At 63.2% G+C, this 16241-nt stretch carries 8 protein-coding genes; 4 read left to right on the forward strand and 4 right to left on the reverse strand.

Features of this window, described 5'->3' with window-relative positions; genetic code table 11:
• Window positions 1–23: 23 nt before the first annotated feature.
• Genes recD through recC form a run of 3 tightly spaced genes read right to left on the reverse strand, consistent with a single transcriptional unit; the run spans window position 24 to window position 9516 of the window.
• The gene (gene recD, locus BM254_RS02990; protein ID WP_091998411.1) at window positions 24–2198 is read right to left on the reverse strand and encodes an exodeoxyribonuclease V subunit alpha; all 2175 of its coding nucleotides are present in this window, start codon (window positions 2196–2198) and stop codon (window positions 24–26) included.
• The gene (recB, locus tag BM254_RS02995; RefSeq protein WP_091998413.1) at window positions 2195–5926 is read right to left on the reverse strand and encodes an exodeoxyribonuclease V subunit beta; all 3732 of its coding nucleotides are present in this window, start codon (window positions 5924–5926) and stop codon (window positions 2195–2197) included. The genes recD and recB overlap by 4 nt, the downstream gene beginning before the upstream one ends.
• Window positions 5923–9516, reverse strand: coding sequence for an exodeoxyribonuclease V subunit gamma (gene recC / locus BM254_RS03000; protein WP_091998414.1), 3594 nt, complete (start codon window positions 9514–9516; stop codon window positions 5923–5925). Before recC ends, recB begins: the two co-directional genes overlap by 4 nt.
• Window positions 9517–9730: 214 nt before the next feature.
• Here recC and BM254_RS03005 point away from each other — a divergent pair, with 214 nt between their 5' ends.
• The 4 genes from BM254_RS03005 (at window position 9731) to BM254_RS03020 (ending at window position 14744) form a co-directional block, all read left to right on the forward strand.
• Window positions 9731–10168: a DUF4864 domain-containing protein gene (locus BM254_RS03005; protein ID WP_091998416.1), complete on the forward strand. Its 438-nt coding sequence runs from the start codon at window positions 9731–9733 to the stop codon at window positions 10166–10168.
• A gap of 77 nt (window positions 10169–10245) precedes the next feature.
• On the forward strand, window positions 10246–11961 hold the full coding sequence (locus tag BM254_RS03010) for a VRR-NUC domain-containing protein (RefSeq protein ID WP_091998418.1): 1716 nt from the start codon (window positions 10246–10248) through the stop codon (window positions 11959–11961).
• Window positions 11958–14204: an ATP-dependent DNA helicase gene (locus tag BM254_RS03015; protein WP_091998420.1), complete on the forward strand. Its 2247-nt coding sequence runs from the start codon at window positions 11958–11960 to the stop codon at window positions 14202–14204. Before BM254_RS03010 ends, BM254_RS03015 begins: the two co-directional genes overlap by 4 nt.
• Window positions 14205–14351: 147 nt before the next feature.
• Window positions 14352–14744 carry a globin gene (locus BM254_RS03020; RefSeq protein ID WP_091998422.1) on the forward strand — a complete coding sequence of 131 codons (393 nt, stop codon included), beginning with the start codon at window positions 14352–14354 and terminating at the stop codon, window positions 14742–14744.
• A 10-nt stretch (window positions 14745–14754) separates the two neighbouring features.
• Here BM254_RS03020 and BM254_RS03025 read toward each other — a convergent pair whose 3' ends face one another.
• Window positions 14755–16014 carry an NAD(P)/FAD-dependent oxidoreductase gene (locus BM254_RS03025; RefSeq protein ID WP_091998424.1) on the reverse strand — a complete coding sequence of 420 codons (1260 nt, stop codon included), beginning with the start codon at window positions 16012–16014 and terminating at the stop codon, window positions 14755–14757.
• Between the last annotated feature and the right edge of the window lie 227 nt (window positions 16015–16241).

Below are 16241 nucleotides of genomic sequence, written 5' to 3' on the forward strand. Positions count from 1 at the left end.
TGCCTGGAACTTTCGGGGTCTTGTCAGACTATAGTTGAGGAATCGTTCATATACGACTCGGCCGGCCCCTCGGATGCGGCAAGCGCCCGGGCCAGCCCCGAGGCCCGCACCACCCGTTGGCTGGCACTGGCCTTGAACACACCGGCATCACCGGTGATCAGGCTGAACCAGTTCCGGGCCCGGGTGATGCCGGTGTAGACCAGCTCCCGGGTCAGCACCGGGCTCATGCGATCCGGCAAGACCAGACAGGTGTGATTGAATTCCGAGCCCTGGGACTTGTGGACCGTCATGGCGTAGACCGTCTCCAGCTGCTGCAGGCGGCTCGGGGAAATCCAGCGGATGCCGTCGGTACCATCGCTGCTGGGGAAGGCCACCCGCAACGCCGGACGGGGTTCGCCGTTCTCGGCCCGGTCCCAGGGCACGCTGAAGGTGATGCCGATATCACCGTTCATGAGGCCGAGATTGTAGTCATTGCCGGTGACCAGTACCGGCCGCCCGGCGTACCAGCCTTCCGCCCGGGGGATCAGTTTTTCCGACAGCAGGTGTCGGGCAATGCGTTCGTTCAGACCTTCCACGCCCCACGGACCCTGACGCAGCGCACACAGCAGCTGGAAGTCACCGAAGGCAGCCAGCACGCGGCGGGCCAGCTCGTCCCAGTCCGCCAACGGGCTGTCCATCCCCAGATGGTGGTTGGCCATCAGTTCAAGGTAATGGCGATAGCCCACGGGGACTGGTAGGTCCTTACCGTGCAGTACCCTGCCCCGGCCTTCATTGCGGAAGGCTCCGGGACTGCCGGAGATGGCGTGATGGCAGATGCGCTCCAGGGTCGCTTCCGGATCAGGATCGGCGTCGTCGCCGTTGAGCCAGACCACATCATCGAAGTGCGCCCGGCGACAATGTTCGAGCATCCTGGCATCCAGGGTGTTGGTATTGACCGCTTCCGCCAGTTCACGGATACCGCTGCCCTCGGTGAAGCGGTAGCTCTTGCGAAGCATGGCCACCGCCTGGTCGAGCGCCTGCCCCTGTGGATCGAGCAAATTCTCCGGCAGTGGTTGTCCGGTCACCGATTCCAGCCACTGTGCCGTGTCAGGCCGGTAGTGGGCCTGCCGGGCCCGTTGGCACAGTTCGCCAAGAACCGCGCCGGCATCCACCGAGGCGAGCTGGTCCTTGTCGCCGAGCAGGATCAGCTGGGCATGGTCCGGCAGGGCCTCGAACACCGAGGCCATCAGGTCGACATCCACCATGGAGGCTTCGTCGATTACCAGGATATCCACCAGCAGGGGATTGTCCCGGTTATGGCGGAACTTCCGGGTATCCGGGCGACTGCCCAGCAATCGGTGCAGGGTGGTGACCCGGGTGGGGATATCCTCCAGCCGGACCCGACCGGGGAGCTGATCCAGTGGCAGGCGGCTCACCGCCCCGCCAATGGACTCGTTCAGCCGTGCCGCCGCCTTGCCAGTGGGCGCGGCCAGGCGAATGCGGAACTTCCGGCCGGCGCGGGCCGGATCCTCACCCGCCACTGCCTGCAGGGCCGCCAGCAGGTTCACCACTGTCGTGGTCTTTCCGGTACCCGGCCCGCCGGTAATTACGGCGAAACGTTTGCGCGCTGCCAGCGCACAGGCCAGTTTCTGGTAGTCCACGTCATCCCCGGGCTGGAACAGGATGTTCAACGTTTCGGTGAGGGTCCGGGTGGCGCCCGAGCCGGGATCATCGAGCGGGGAATTCAGGGCCAGGCGGTTGCTGATACCCCGGGCAATCCGTTGTTCGTAACGCCAGAAACGCCGCAGGTAAAGGCGGGTATCGTTCACAACCAGTGGTGTGGTCAGTAAGCCATCACTTACCGCTCGAGTATTGGCCAGCGCAGTCAGGCAGTCTTCGAGAGAGGCCTTTGCCAGGACCTCGGATGGCGAGGGGCATGCCTCCTGGTCCCCGACCGGGAGTGCGGCCATGGTCTCTTCCGGTGGCAAGGCCAGGGTGTTGCCCGCGTCCTCCAGCAAGCTCACCAGGTCGATGCAGACATGCCCTCGCCCGACCTGGTGTGAGGCCAGCGCGGCCAGCAACAGCAGCAGCGGCTCCGGGGTCTCAGCCTGCTCTTCGCACAGTTGCCGGATCAGGCGCGCGAAGGCCACGTCCAGGGGGCGGATCCATTCGGCCTGGCGCCATTGCTCCAGCAGTGTTTCCAGTTGCTCGAGATTCATGCGGCATCCTCCCCGTGCAAGGTGTCACCATCGAACAGGGCGTCGAGCTGTTCGATCAGTGCCCGTGGCGGTCTGTCGGTGAAAGCACCGGCACCGGGGGAATGGATACCCCGCAGGAACAGATAGACGGCTCCGCCAATGTGCTGGTCATAGTCGTAACCGGGCAACCGGGCCTTGAGCAGGCGATGCAGGGCCAGCAGGTAGAGTACGTATTGCAGGTCGTAGCGCTTGTCGAGGATGGCCTGGCCCATGGCCTGGTCGGTGTAGGCGCTGTCGTCTTCCCCGAGGGTATTGGATTTGTAGTCGAGCACGTAGTAGCGGCCCTGGTGTTCAAACACCAGGTCGATGAAGCCCTTGAGCATGCCGTTGAACCGGCGGTTATCCACCTGGACCCGGTCCGCACCCTCGAGGGTGTGCCGGCGCACCAGGCTGTCCAGGGCACCGGTGGCGACGTTGCGGCTCTCGAACCAGAATTCCAGTTCGGGTCGCACGGTGCCGAAATCCTTAAGGGCGGCGCGAGTGTCTCCGTCGCGGTCCAGGCGCACGGGGGTCCGGATCAGGCTCAGAAGCCAGTGCTCCAGAGTTTCGGTCCAGTCGGCCCAGCCGCGAATGGTGCAACGCCGCTCCAGGTATTCCCGCAGCACCGCCGGGTTATCCACAACCTGGCCAAAGCCCTGCTGGCAGCACCATTCCAGCAGTTCGTGGAGGAAGGTGCCCGGCCCCGCCCCTTTCGGAAACTGGTGGAGCGAGTGATCGGCGGGAACGGTCGGCCCCTCATCGCCGGTGCCCTGGGCGGATTCTTCCAGCAGGTTCTGGGTTTCGGCATCCTCCACTTCCCCGCTGAACACGATGCCGGTGCCGGCCAGGCCGGTGTATTCGATCGAGGAATAGCTGGCAATCCACCAGTCTTCCCGGGCCTCCCGGCTGGCTTCCAGTGCCGGCCCCAATGCCTCCGGTGCCTCCTCGGTATAGCAGGCCGTGCCGGCTTCAGGCAGTGCCATGACCGTAATGATGTCCTCGTCCCCTGCCAGGGGAGTCAGGCTGTCGGCCAGGGGGTACTGTTCCCGGCCTTCGCCACCGAGCAGGTAGCCCAGGCCGCTTTGTGCCCAGTTGTCGATGGCGGCGACCCCCACCCAGGTGGCATACCGGGCCCGGGTCAGGGCCACGTAGAGTTTGCGGATATCCTCGCCCAGCCGTTCCCGGTCGGCCCGGGCGACCGCCTCGGGCTCCGGATCGAACACGGTTACCAGCCGGCCCTGGTCATCGTGATAGCGGACATAGGCCTGCTTGTCGTTCTGCGCCCGGAAGGCAGTCCCGAACGGCAGGAACACCAGCGGGTATTCCAGACCCTTGGACTTGTGCACGGTAATGACTTTGACCAGGCCGGCGTCGCTTTCCAGGCGCAGGGTGCGGTATTCGTCCTCTTCGTCCGCCGCCCTCAGGATCTGGGCGTAGTGATGCACCAGCGCGTGCTCCCCATCCAGCTGCAGGCTGTCCTGCTGTAACAGCTCGGCGATGTGCAGGATATCGGTCAGCCGCCGTTCGCCATCGGGCCGTTGCAGCAGCCGTGCCGGGACCTCGAAGTCCATCAGGAAGCTGCGCAGCATGGGCAGTACGCCCTGGCTCCGCCACTGCTCGTGATAGCCCATGAACCGTTCGATTTCCCGCTCCAGGGCTATTTCGTCGGTGAGTAGCCGATCCAGGCTCTGCCAGGACTGACCCAGGGTGGGCGTGGCCAGTGCTGCCCGGGTCAGGGCCAGTTGCCGGGGTTCGGCAAAGGCCCGCAGCCAGGTCAGCACCTCGCTGGCCTCGGTGGAGGTCAGCACGGAATCCCGGTCGGACAGGTACACGCTCTTGATCCGGCGCTGGCCCAGGGCTTCACGTACCGCTGCCGCCTCGTTGCGGTTGTTGACCAGGATAGCGATGTCTGCGGGGCAAACCGGCTGAAGGTCTGCCGGGTTATCCGGCAGCGCAAAGCCGGCCCTGCCCTGTTGCCCCAGGGTCAGCATTCGGGCGACTTCGCTGGCACAGCTTTGTGCCACTTCGGCGGTGGCCGTGCCCTTGGCCAGGGCCTTGCGGTTGCCGTTCCGGTCCTCGTCCTCACTGTCGACGGTCCAGAAACTGAGGCTGGGTTGGTCCTCGCCGTCGATCCGCCATTGCCGCCTGGTGCCGTTGGCGTCGACACCCTGGAACGGCAGTGGCGTGCTGTCGCCCTTGCCGAACAGGAAGGCGCCGTCCCGGCTGTGCTGGTCGGCATGCTCGAACACCCGGTTCACCGCCGCCACCATGCTGGCGGAGGAGCGGAAGTTGCGGCCCAGGGTCCAGGTGCGGTCCCGGGCACCCTGGCGGGCTTCCAGGTAGGTGTAGATATCCGCGCCACGGAAACCGTAGATGGCCTGCTTGGGGTCGCCGATCATCAGCAGGCAGGTGTCCGGATCGTTGTCCGCAACCCGGTAGATCCGGTTGAAGATCCGGTACTGCACCGGGTCGGTGTCCTGGAACTCGTCGATCAGCGCCACCGGGAACTGGCGGCGGATGGTGGCGGCGAGCTGATCACCCCGGGGGCCGTGCAGGGCATCGTCCAGGCGGGTGAGCAGGTCGTCGAAGCCCATTTCCGAGCGTTGCTGTTTTTCCGATTCCAGCCGTTTCGCCACCCAGACGCTGGCGTGCCTGAGGATATCCGCCCGGGCGCTGGGCTGGTTCTGGCTGAACTCCATCAGTTCATCGATGGCGTCGAACGCGGGATGATGCGGGGCCGGATCCTCGCCCTTGAGGATCTGTTCCAGGCCCTCCGGGGTCTGGTTGCGGAACCCCGCCTTGTCCAGGCCGTCCGGAACCGGTTCGTCCGATTCCGCCCAGGCCAGGAGGGTGTCCCAGATCTTGACCATGGCGTTCTTGCTGCCGCCATGCAGGCGCTTGCTCTTGTTCAGCTCGTTGAGCAGGGCAATCACCTCGCCCTGCCACTCGGCCCACGGATTCGCTTTCAGTTCCCGGGCGCGCTCATGGCGCTCGCTGACCACCGAATCGACCACCTGATGGACATCGCCGGCCGGAGTGCCTAGCTGACTTGCCTCGGGAATCAGGTTACGGACGGCCCCGCGCAGGGCTTCCGGGGTTTTCCAGTGACCCAGGGCCTCGTCCATCAGTACCGGAGGCAAGGGGTAGATGAAGGTGCGCCAGTAGTCGCGGACCACATCGTCCAGCAGTTCGCTCTGGTCGGTCTCCAGGGTCAGCCGGAACAGGCTGCCGCTGTCGAAGGCGTGTTCGCTGAGCATCCGGTTGCACCAGCCGTGGATGGTGGAAACCGCCGCCTCGTCCATCCATTCCGCCGCCAGCAGCAGCTTTTTCCGGCACTCCGGCCAGGTGGCCGGGTCCGGGTAACTGCGGTCTCTCAGCTCATACAGGAGTCGGGTTTCCGCCGGCGGTTCGCTGGCGTCCGCACTGTCGGAAAACACCTCGGCCGCCTGGGTCAGGCGGGTGCGGATCCGGTCCCGCAGCTCCTTGGTAGCGGCGTCGGTAAAGGTCACCACCAGCAGGTTGGGTGGAAGCATGCCCTGGGCCAGCGGACTGTCTTGGTTCTGGCCATGACCCAGTACCAGTCGTACGTACAGGATGGCGATGGTGAAAGTCTTGCCGGTACCGGCACTGGCCTCGATCAGGGTGCTGCCGTTCAGGGGCAGGGTCAAAGGGTCGAGGTTCGGATTGCGATTGGTCATCTCGGTACTCATGCCTCTCCCTCGATCTGTTCGGCGGCGGACTTGCCCTGCTCTGCCTCCCACAGGGGCACGTATAGTTGATGCAGAAGCGCCTCGAATTCACCGCTGGCGAGCAAGGCCTCCGGGCTGTCGAAAGCACCGCGCAGGTAACCGGTGTCCCGTTCCAGGGCCGTGCTGTAGGCCTGCTCGGCATCACTGCGGGCTCGTTCGTCATCGCCCCGGTATTTCTTGCTCTGGTAGTAGCTGGTGATCCAGGCGAAGCCGGCCTCGCAGTGGATCGGCAGGGTGCGGGTGGTAGCCTCCATCCACCGGGCCAGGATGGCTTCCAGATACTGCCTGGCCTGTTCCGGAGCCATCGGCGTGAAACTGAAGGTGCGTTTCTCCTCCCTGGCCAGGATCAGGGTCTCGAATGGCTGATCGGTGAGCTGGCCGGCCAGGTGAATCACCCAGTCCCGCATCAGGTTGGCGTAGCGCACTTTCCTGCTGCCACCGGAGCCGGACAACAGGCTGGAGCCGGCCACCACCAGCCGGCACAACCGGCCGTCGGGGCTGGTGCGCAGGTTGTCGATCAGGTCGACCACTTCCACCGCCCCGGTGTCGTTCCGGTACTGGTACTCGAAGTTCAATGGTTCGGAGATGGCCTCCGGCCAGTCGGACAGCGCGGCCCGGTAGCGTTGATGCAGGTCCGGTAACCGACCGGCCAGTTCCGTGCGCAACCGGTGTTCGGTGACCCCCATGCCCAAATCACCGCGCCGGGCCATGCGATCGAGGGTCGCTTCCAGGCGCTCATGCAGCTCTTCCTCGCTGACGGCCTTGATCACGCCTTCGCGGATCAGTTCGCTGTCCAGCCGCCACCGGTCCAGGCCGTTGAGGTCAAAGTTCTCGTTATCGGTGTCATCGTCCTCCAGCTCCTCGAAATGCACCTGCAGGCGTCGCTGATAGAAGGTGTCGATGGGCTTTTTCAGGAAGTTCGACAGGTCGTTCAGCCGGATCGGCTCCTCCGGTTGCTGGTACGGCAGCGGTGCCTGATCCGGTTCGGTTGTTTCGGCGCCGTGGGCACTGCGCCACTCCTGCTCGAAGGTGAACAGGCGTCGGGATTGCAGCACCTCGGCCAGGGGTCGGGGCGGGCTCTCGTGACCGGCTTCCAGGCCATTGCTCCGGGGAAAATAATCCCGGCTGAAGGGCTGCAGCGGATGCCGGGTGGTCAGGGCTTCGGTGACCGATCCGTCCGGCTCGCCCGGGATTGTCCACAGGCTGTCCAGGTGATCCTGCAGCTGGCCCACCAGAACGGAGGGAGGGCGCTCGGAATCGTCCCTGATGCTGCGGCCCACCCAACTGATATAGAGCTGTTCCCGGGCTGACAGCAGGGCTTCCAGGAACAGGTAGCGATCATCCTCGCGCCGGGAACGGTCCCCGGGGCGGTAGTCGTTGGCCATCAGATCGAAATCCACCGGCGGCCGGGAGCGCGGGTAGTCGCCATCGTTCATGCCCAACAGGCAGACTTTGCGGAACGGAATCGCCCGCATCGGCATCAGGGTGGCGAAGTTGACCTTGCCGGCGAGGAAGCGCTGATTCAGTCCGCCTTCGTCCAATCCGGCCAGCAGGACATCCTTGACGATGTTCAATGGTAGTGGGCGGGCGTCCAGCCCGGCGGCCAGGGCATCCTCCAGCCATTGTTCCAGCTGGCGGCGGAATCGGTTGAGCAATAACAGGTCGTTGCCCTCGACCCTGAGGAAAAAGCGCTCGAGCATCTGCGAGAACAGGGTCTCCCAGTCCGTCGGGGTGCGCGGCGTTTGCAGGGCCTGCCAAAGGTCCTCGAGTTGTTCCACGAATTCCGCCAGCCGCCCGGCGAGGCTGGCCTGCAGCCCGCCGATTTCACCATAGGGTTCGATGCCGGCCCAGGGCTCATCCTCACCCATGCCGTAGCCGAGCAACATGGCCCGCAGGCCGGATTGCCAGGTGTTGCGTTCCAGCTCCGCCGGCAGCTCCAGGCTTTGCCGGTGCTGCCCGTGCAGGCCCCAGCGGATATTGGCGCCTTCCACCCAGCGCCGGGCCAGGGGAATCTCGCCCTCGTCGATGCCGAAGCGGTCCCGGATGCCGGGTACTTCCAGCAGGCTCAGGATCTCGCTCACCCCGAAGCGGCTGCGCGGCAGGGACATCAGGGTTTCCAGGGCAATCAACACTGGCTCGTGATGACGCTGCCCCTGATCGGAGATGGTGAACGGGATGTGGCGTTTCTGTCCGGCCTGGTAGCGGCCGAACACGGCCTGGATATGGGGCGCGTAGACATTGATGTCCGGCACCATGACCATCACGTCCCGGGGGCGCAGGTCGCGATCGGCATTGAAGGCCGCCAGCAGCTGGTCGTGGAGGATTTCCACTTCCCGCTGGGGGCTGTGGGCATCGTGGAAGACCAGCGAGTGGTCCCGGGCCAGGTCCAGCTGGCGGCTTTCCGCGCGGATGTCCTGCAACGGCGTCAGGTTGTAGATGTCGTTCTGTAGCTGGTGCAGCAGGGTTGGTTCGCCCGGTTCGCCGTGGGCGGAGAAAATGTCGATCTTCTGGTCCGGGGTCTCGAACCGGTCCCGGTATTCCTCGGGATTGTCGAACTCATCCAGCAGGCGGATGTAGTCCCGGCCCTGTTTACCCCAGGCCGCCAGCAACGGATTGGCATGCTGGTGCAGCTGGTCCGGGTCGGCGATCTTCGACAGTTCCGGATGGGCGATCCCCCGTTTGCGTTCGGCCTTCAGCAGTTCCCGGTCGCTGACAATATCGGCCCAGTAGTACTGGCAGGGGTTGTGGACACACAGCACCACCTGACTGAACCGGCTGAGCACGTACAGCGCTTCCAGGGCCTGCCGTGGTAGCGAGGAGACGCCGAACACCACGATGCGCGCGGGCAGCCGGGAGCGGTTCGCCGGTGCCGACAGGCGCTGGCCTTCGGCCATGAACCGGGTGTGAATCCGGGAGCGGCTGGTGTGGGCGTCCGCTCCCACATCCTCCACCAGTTTGCGCCAGAGCAGGGGTTGCCAGAGCGTCTCCGGGTCCAGGGGCTTTTCCTCGTTGCGGGCGGTAATCACCACATCCCGGCCCTGCTCCCAGGCACTGAGCCAGTCGGCGCGAAATACCTGGTACTGGTCAAACAGGTCCGCCACCTTCTCCGCCAGCTGGAAGTTGCGCAGGTCGGTGTCGCTGCCATCCAGGAACCGCGCCAGCGGCGTGAAGGCCTGGTCCTGGTCCACCAGGTCCGGCAGCAGCCGGTACAGACGCCAGACCAGCCGGCGCTTGTCGAAGGGTGACTGTTCCGGCACTTCGCCGTCAGGCAGCACTGCCCGGTACGCCTGCCAGATAAACCGCGCCGGAAACAGGAAGTCCATACCGGCGGCGATACCCAGTCCCCCTTCGGCACCGTCGTCCGAGCGCTTTTCCGCCAGGGCCAGCTTCAGCCACTGGGCAATACCGTTACTCTGGACCAGGAAAGTCTCGCTTTGCAGCGGGGGCAGCGGGTTTTCCCGGCACAGGAAGATCACCGCACGGCGCAGGTCCTCCAGATGGTTGGCATGGATGGCGTGAAAGCCGGGCTGGATGGCGGAGTGGTCGGCCATGGGGCTCCTTGTTGGCGATCGGTTCAATCCTGATGCCACAGGTTACCGTATGTGGCTGGAAAATCAGACGGTCATTATGCCTGATCAGTCTGACCAATGGCTGCGACAGCTACGGTCGCGGGAGCTTTACTGGTCGATCACTTTTTAATCATCTGTTCGTGGCCCGCAGCGTATGATTCAGGGAGGGCGTGGCGTAAAAGCGGAGGTGAGAAAGATGGCCTGGAATCCTCTCCGGACAAGAGTCCGATTACCGTTTTTTCTTCTCATTGTCTTGTTGGTAGTCGCGCTGCCGGGCGTGCCCAGTGCCGAGGAACAGGACGAGGCCATTGAGCAGACCATCCTGCGGCAGATTGAGGCCTTTGCCAACGACGATCAGGAGGCCGCCTGGTCCTTTGCATCCGAGGGTATCAAGCGTCGATTTGGTGATGCCGATGTGTTCTTCAGCATGGTTCGGGAGGCCTACCCTGCCGTGCACCGGGCCACGACCATCGAATTTGTCGAGCTGGTCCCCCACGGTACGTTCGATATCCAGGTGGTACGACTGACCGGCCCGGACGGACAACGCTGGGATGCCTACTACCGGATGGTGCGCAGTGATGGCGACTGGCGGGTTGCCGGCGTGCAGCTGCAGCCCGCGGACATGGGAATTTAAAGGGCATTTGAGGTCGCAGGCGAGCGGGCGTACAGTTGCATGACCTGACTGCTTTCCGTGAAGTACCTGCTCGCCCTATGACCACGTTTGATCCTGCCTCTGTGCCGCGTACCGCGGACCTGGATAATCCTCTGTATTACCTGGAAAACATGGAAACCGTGGTGCGCTGGGTGCTGGATCACCATGGTGACCTGCTGACCGGGTCCGAATTCCGTTTGTTGGAAACCTTCCTCGGTCTTGAGACAGAGGAAAAAGCGCTGTTGACCCGTCTGGTGATGCGCACGGGCGAACTGTTCCGGGCGGACAAACTGGTGTATCCGGAGCTGGATTCACCGGTTTCTGAAATCCTGCACCGCCTGGTGTCGGCCGACTGGCTCGAACCGGAGCCTTTGCTTGACCTCGATCAGCTGTTCCGGCTGTTCACCCTGGCTGAGCTACGACCGGCCTTCGCCGATACCCTGCAAGAGCTTGGCCACAGCCGCACACTGCCCAAAGCGACCATGAAAACGGTATTGTCCGATCACTTTTCCGAGGCACGGACTCTCGACCAATGGTTCGATACCGGTGAGGCCTGGGTGGTTTGTCTGCGACACATGGCGCTGTTTGACCGAATCCGGCTAATGTTTTTCGGTAACCTCCGCCAGACCTGGTCTGACTTTGTGCTGGTGGAGTTGGGTTACCAGAGCTACGAGCAGGTGCCATTCACAGCCGAATCCCGGGCCTTTTCGCATCGGGAGGAAGTGGATTGCTACCTGGCGATGCAGGCCTGTCGGGACCAGCTTGACGAGGGGGTTCCGGCATTTGAAGTGTGGTCTCAGGTGCCCGGGCCGGTGACCAACGCCTGGCTGGCGAGCCGTCGGGATCGGCTGCTGCTGGAACTGGGCCGACAGGCCGAGCGCCAGGGCGACCGGGAGCTGGCGTTGACCGTCTGGGCCCGGAGCCAGCATCGGGAAGCCCGGTTGAAGCAGTTGCGGCTGCTGGAGCGGATGAAACGGCACGAGGAAGCCTGGGGCATCGCCAGCCATTGGCAAAGCGAAGAAATGAGTGATGCCGAACGCCAGGGCCTGGACCGGATACTGAAACGGGTGGCCCCGAAGGTGGGCGAGCCCAGGCCGGCTCCGATAACGACACTGCCGATCAATGAATGGCAGATTTCGTTACCCCGGCCGGCGGTTGGCTCGGTGGAATGGGCCGCAGCGGAACATCTGCACCGACCCGAGGCTCCCGTGGCCTATGTGGAGAACACGCTGATCAACGGCCTGTTCGGCCTGTTGTGCTGGTCGGCAATCTTCAAACCGGTGCCCGGTGCCTTTTTCCACCCCTTCCATACCGGCCCCGCCGATCTGACCCGGGAGGATTTCGTGGAGCGCCGCCGTCCCGACTTCGAGGCCTGCTTCGCTACCCTCGGCGATGGCGGCTACCAGCAGCGCATCCTGGATACCTGGCATGGCAAGCAGGGGCTCGCGAATCCGTTTGTTATCTGGCCGGCCCTGTCTCAGGACCTGATCGAGCTGGCTCTGGAGTGCATCCCGGCGGAGCACCTGGAGGCCATGTTTCGGCGCCTGCTACTGAATGTGAAGGAGCATCGCAGCGGCTTCCCGGACCTGATCCAGTTCCACCCGCAGCGTCCGGACGATGAACCGCGATATGAAATGGTGGAGGTGAAAGGCCCGGGTGACCGATTGCAGGATCACCAGCGCCGATGGCTCGACTTCTTTGCCCGGGAGGGTATTCCCGCCAGTGTCTGTTACGTTCGTTGGGACGAGGATTCCGGCGTCGGGAGCCGTGAATGAAAGCGGCGGTGCGTACCCTGTGCGAGTTTGCTGCCCGGGCCGGGGACCTGGACTTCCGGTACACCCCGGCACCCTCCTCCGAGGAGGGCATTGCCGGCCACCAGGCCATCCAGTCCCGCCGGGGCTATGGTTACAAAAGCGAGTATTTACTGACCGGAGAGTGCCTGGGAATAAAGCTTTCGGGCAGAGCGGACGGCTATGATCCCCACCGTGGCCAGCTGGAGGAAATCAAGACCCACCGGGGCGACCTTGCCCGGGTTCGGGAACACCAGCGGGCTCTGCACCGGGCGCAGTTGCGGGCCTATGGTGCCCTGCTGTGCCAACAGGAAAAGCTGAAAAAGATCGAGCTGGTGCTGGTGTATTACGACACCGGCCGGGACAAGGAGAGCCTGGTAGCCGAAACCGCCAGCGCCGACGAACTTTGGCAGGAACTCGAAGGGCTGTGCCAGCAATTTCGCCTCTGGGCCGAGCAGGAAGAACACCACCGGGAACAGCGTAATGTGGCCCTTGCCCGCCTGAATTTTCCCTTTGCCGACTTCCGACCGCGCCAGCGGCAACTGGCCGAAACCGTCTACAAGAATGCCATGACCGGCGGCACCTTGTTGCTGGAAGCCCCCACCGGCCTGGGCAAGACCCTGGGCACACTGTTTCCGGGCCTGATGGCCATGGCCCGGGCCGACCAGGACCGCCTGTTCTATCTGACCTGCCGCAATACCGCCCGGCAACTGGCCCTGGATGCTGTGGATAAGCTCAGGGCCGCCCAGGACGAGTCTGTTGACTGGTCGCTCAGGGTGCTGGAACTGGTGGCGAAGGACGACGCCTGCGAGCACCCGGACAAGGCCTGCCACGGTGACTCCTGCCCGCTGGCCAAAGGGTTCTTCGATCGGCTGCCGGCTGCCCGTGCCGAGGCCGCCCAGTCCGGGACACTCACCCGGGCCGAACTGGCGCGTATTGCCGCGGGCCATGATATCTGTCCCTATTTCCTGGCCCAGGAGATGGCCCGGTGGAGTGACGTGGTCATCGGCGACGTCAACCGGATGTTCGACCAGTCCGCCCTGCTCCACGGCCTGGTTCGCCAGAACCAGTGGCAGGTCTCGATCCTGGTGGATGAGGCCCATAACCTGGTGGACCGGGCCCGGGGCATGTACTCGGTAACGCTTGACCAGCAGCGACTGTTGCGGGTAAAGAAAACTGCCCCGAAGGTGCTGAAGAAGGCCCTGGACCGCACCGCGCGCGCCTGGCAAACCCTGATCCGGGACCAGGATGTGGACCTGGCTGTGCCGGTGTTTATCGAGGCTTTACCGCCGGGCCTGATCGGCAGCCTGCAGGGGCTGGTGTCCACCCTGACCGATTATCTGGCGGACAACCCGCCGGACCTGGCGCTGCAGGAACTGTTGTTCGAGAGCGTCGGCTTCATGAAGCTGGCGGACAGCTTCGGTGACCACTCCCTGTGTGAATTCCGCCGTGCCGGTCGCGGCCGGGCCACACTCACCATCCAGAACCTGATCCCGGCGGACTTCCTGCGCGAGCGGTTTGCCGCCGCCGGCCCGGTGTTGTTGTTCTCGGCGACCCTGAGTCCCGGCATCTACTACCGGGATCTGCTGGGCCTGCCGGAAACCACGGCGTTTACCTCTCTGCCCAGCCCTTTCAGTGCCGATCAGCTGCAGGTCCACTTTACGCCGAGAATCAGTACCCGCCAGGCGCACCGGGAAGCCTCCCGGGCGCCAATTGCGGAGATCATTTCCCGCCAGTTCCGGGAGCAGCCGGGTCATTACCTGGCGTTCTTCAGCAGTTTCCAGTACCTCCGGGCGGTCAGTGAAACCCTCGCCCAACAGGCACCGGACATTCCCCAGCGCTGTCAGGCGCCCGGCATGAGCCAGGCCGAGCGGGAAGCCTTCCTGGCGGAGTTCCGGCAGCCGGAGCCCGGTGTCGCGTTTGCCGTGCTCGGCGGGGTGTTTAGTGAGGGTATCGATTTGCCGGGTGAGCAACTCATCGGCGCTTTCGTGGCGACCCTGGGGCTCCCACCGTTCGATCCCTGGCACGAAATACTCAAGGATCGGTTAGAGGAACGTTTCGGTGCGGGCTATGACTACACCTACCTGATACCGGGACTCCGGAAAGTCGCCCAGGCCGCCGGCCGGGTGATCCGGACCCCGGAGGACCGGGGCGTGATCTGGCTCATCGACGACCGGTTCACACGTCCGCAGGTGCGGAACCTGCTGCCGCGGTGGTGGTTTGCCTGAAACCCATAATTGTCTGGTTCGATTTAGCGTCATATTGTCGCATAACCAGGTAGTTACGGTATGTCGCTATACAAACCTTTCCCTTACTATTTAGAATGCGTGTCCCTATCAGGAATCCCTAAAAACTGACAAGGACACTGAGTGCAAATGAACAATACGGATCTGGTCTTCCAAAGTTACGGACGTTGTTGCCGCAAGGATGAGTTTTTCGTCGATTTCTACGACTTTTTCATGTCCGGTTCGGACACCATCCGCAACCGCTTCCTGAAAACCGACATGGAAGCCCAGCGGCACCTGCTCCGCAACGGCATCATGCAGCTGATCCTGCACGCCCGTGGCATGTCTGACCGCAAGCTGAGGGCCCTGGGCGAGAGCCACAATCGCAACCACTACGACATCAAGCCGGAGTGGTACACGCTGTGGCTGGAGGCCCTGCTGAAAACCGTTCGCCAGCACGACCCCCATTACACGCCTGAATTGGGCAAAGCCTGGCGTGACGTCCTGAACCCCGGGATCGATCTGATCCGCGGGGCCTACTGAGCGTTAGCCCTCACCCTCGTGGTGCGGGCTTTGCCAGCCATTCATGACCCTTCAGCATGCCGTGCCAGTAAAGGCCCGGCAGCTGCTTGGCCTTCAACCACCAGGCCGCCCTCGTTGCCTTGGTGCCATCGTTGATCCACTTCGGGAAGCTGGGCTGCAGCTTGCCACCATAGCCGAATTCCGCCAGTACAATCCGGCCATTCTCTACCGTCAGCGGGCATGAACCGTAGCCCAGATAGGCCGCCTTCAGAGGTTGGTTGCGTACGGTTGCCAGCAGGTTTTCCGCTACCACCGGCGCCTGTTTGCGCACGGCTGCCGCGGTCTTGGCATTGCCGGTACCACTGACATCCCCGAGACCGAAAATATTGGCGAAGCGCTTGTGGCGCAGGGTATCGTCTTCCAGATCCAGCCAGCCACCTTCATTGGCCAGAGGGGATTCCCGGATGAATTCCGGCGCGCGCTGTGGCGGTACCGCGTGCAGCATGTCGAAACCGATCTCTTCATCCCGGGCGTTGCCTTCGGCATCAGTGATGCGGAATGTCGCTTTCCTGGCCGGACCGTTCACCGCCACCAGGTTGCTCTGGAAATGGACATCGATACCGTATTTCCGGATGTAAGACTCCAGAGCCGGTACGTAATCGGGAACGCCGAACAGCACGGCTCCGGCATTGTGGAACTGGATATCAAGATTGTTCAGCACACCATGCCGGAGCCAGTAGTCTGACGACAGGTACATGGCTTTCTGGGGGGCGCCGGCACACTTGATCGGCATGGGTGGCTGACTGAACAGTGCGCGGCCATTCTTCAGCCGCTGAACGGTTTCCCACGTGTAGCTGGCCATGCCCTCACGGTAGTTTGAGGTCACGCCGTTCTGGCCGAGGGCCTCCTCCAGGCCATCGATGGCACCCCAGTTCAGTTCGAGGCCCGGAGCAACTACCAGGGTCTCGTAGATCATCCAGGATCCGTCGGCGAGCTGGATGCGATTCTGGTCCGGGTCAACGGAGAGGACCTTTTGCTGGTACCAGCTGACGAACGAGGGCATGACCTCTTTCATGGGTCTGGAGGTCACCTCGGGACGAAAAACGCCGCCACCAACCATCGTCCAGCCGGGCTGGTAGTGATGAGTGGAGGAAGGTTCCACCACCGCGATATCGAGGGAGCGGTCCCGTTTGTGAAGACTGGATGCGACCGATATACCGGCGGCCCCGCCACCGACAATCACGACCGTGTGTTTCTTATCGGATTCCCTGGGGACTGCATTCAAACTCATGCCCTTAACCTCTCTGTTTGTCATTGTTGGAGCAACTGCCAGGCCGCAGTTGATATTGATCAAATAGTAGCAAACATAGGGGTATAACGTTATATCAATTAAATATATCCGGCTTGTGCGACATGCAGGCTAAGTTAGTTCAGGACTATCAATAATGTCTATATCGATAGCTTTTGAAAATTTTAAGCATGAGATTAATCTATTTGAATTAGTAGTTCTGATAGGAA

It is taken from the genome of Marinobacter pelagius (assembly GCF_900114925.1).
Lineage (GTDB): Bacteria > Pseudomonadota > Gammaproteobacteria > Pseudomonadales > Oleiphilaceae > Marinobacter > Marinobacter pelagius.

Excerpts from the sequence above, each read along its gene's own strand:
- recD (WP_091998411.1), bottom strand. The coding sequence starts at position 2,198 with ATGAATCTCGAGCAACTGGAAACACTGCTGGAGCAATGGCGCCAGGCC.
- recB (WP_091998413.1), bottom strand. The coding sequence starts at position 5,926 with ATGAGTACCGAGATGACCAATCGCAATCCGAACCTCGACCCTTTGACC.
- recC (WP_091998414.1), bottom strand. The coding sequence starts at position 9,516 with ATGGCCGACCACTCCGCCATCCAGCCCGGCTTTCACGCCATCCATGCC.
- BM254_RS03005 (WP_091998416.1), top strand. The coding sequence starts at position 9,731 with ATGGCCTGGAATCCTCTCCGGACAAGAGTCCGATTACCGTTTTTTCTT.
- BM254_RS03010 (WP_091998418.1), top strand. The coding sequence starts at position 10,246 with ATGACCACGTTTGATCCTGCCTCTGTGCCGCGTACCGCGGACCTGGAT.
- BM254_RS03015 (WP_091998420.1), top strand. The coding sequence starts at position 11,958 with ATGAAAGCGGCGGTGCGTACCCTGTGCGAGTTTGCTGCCCGGGCCGGG.
- BM254_RS03020 (WP_091998422.1), top strand. The coding sequence starts at position 14,352 with ATGAACAATACGGATCTGGTCTTCCAAAGTTACGGACGTTGTTGCCGC.
- BM254_RS03025 (WP_091998424.1), bottom strand. The coding sequence starts at position 16,014 with ATGAGTTTGAATGCAGTCCCCAGGGAATCCGATAAGAAACACACGGTC.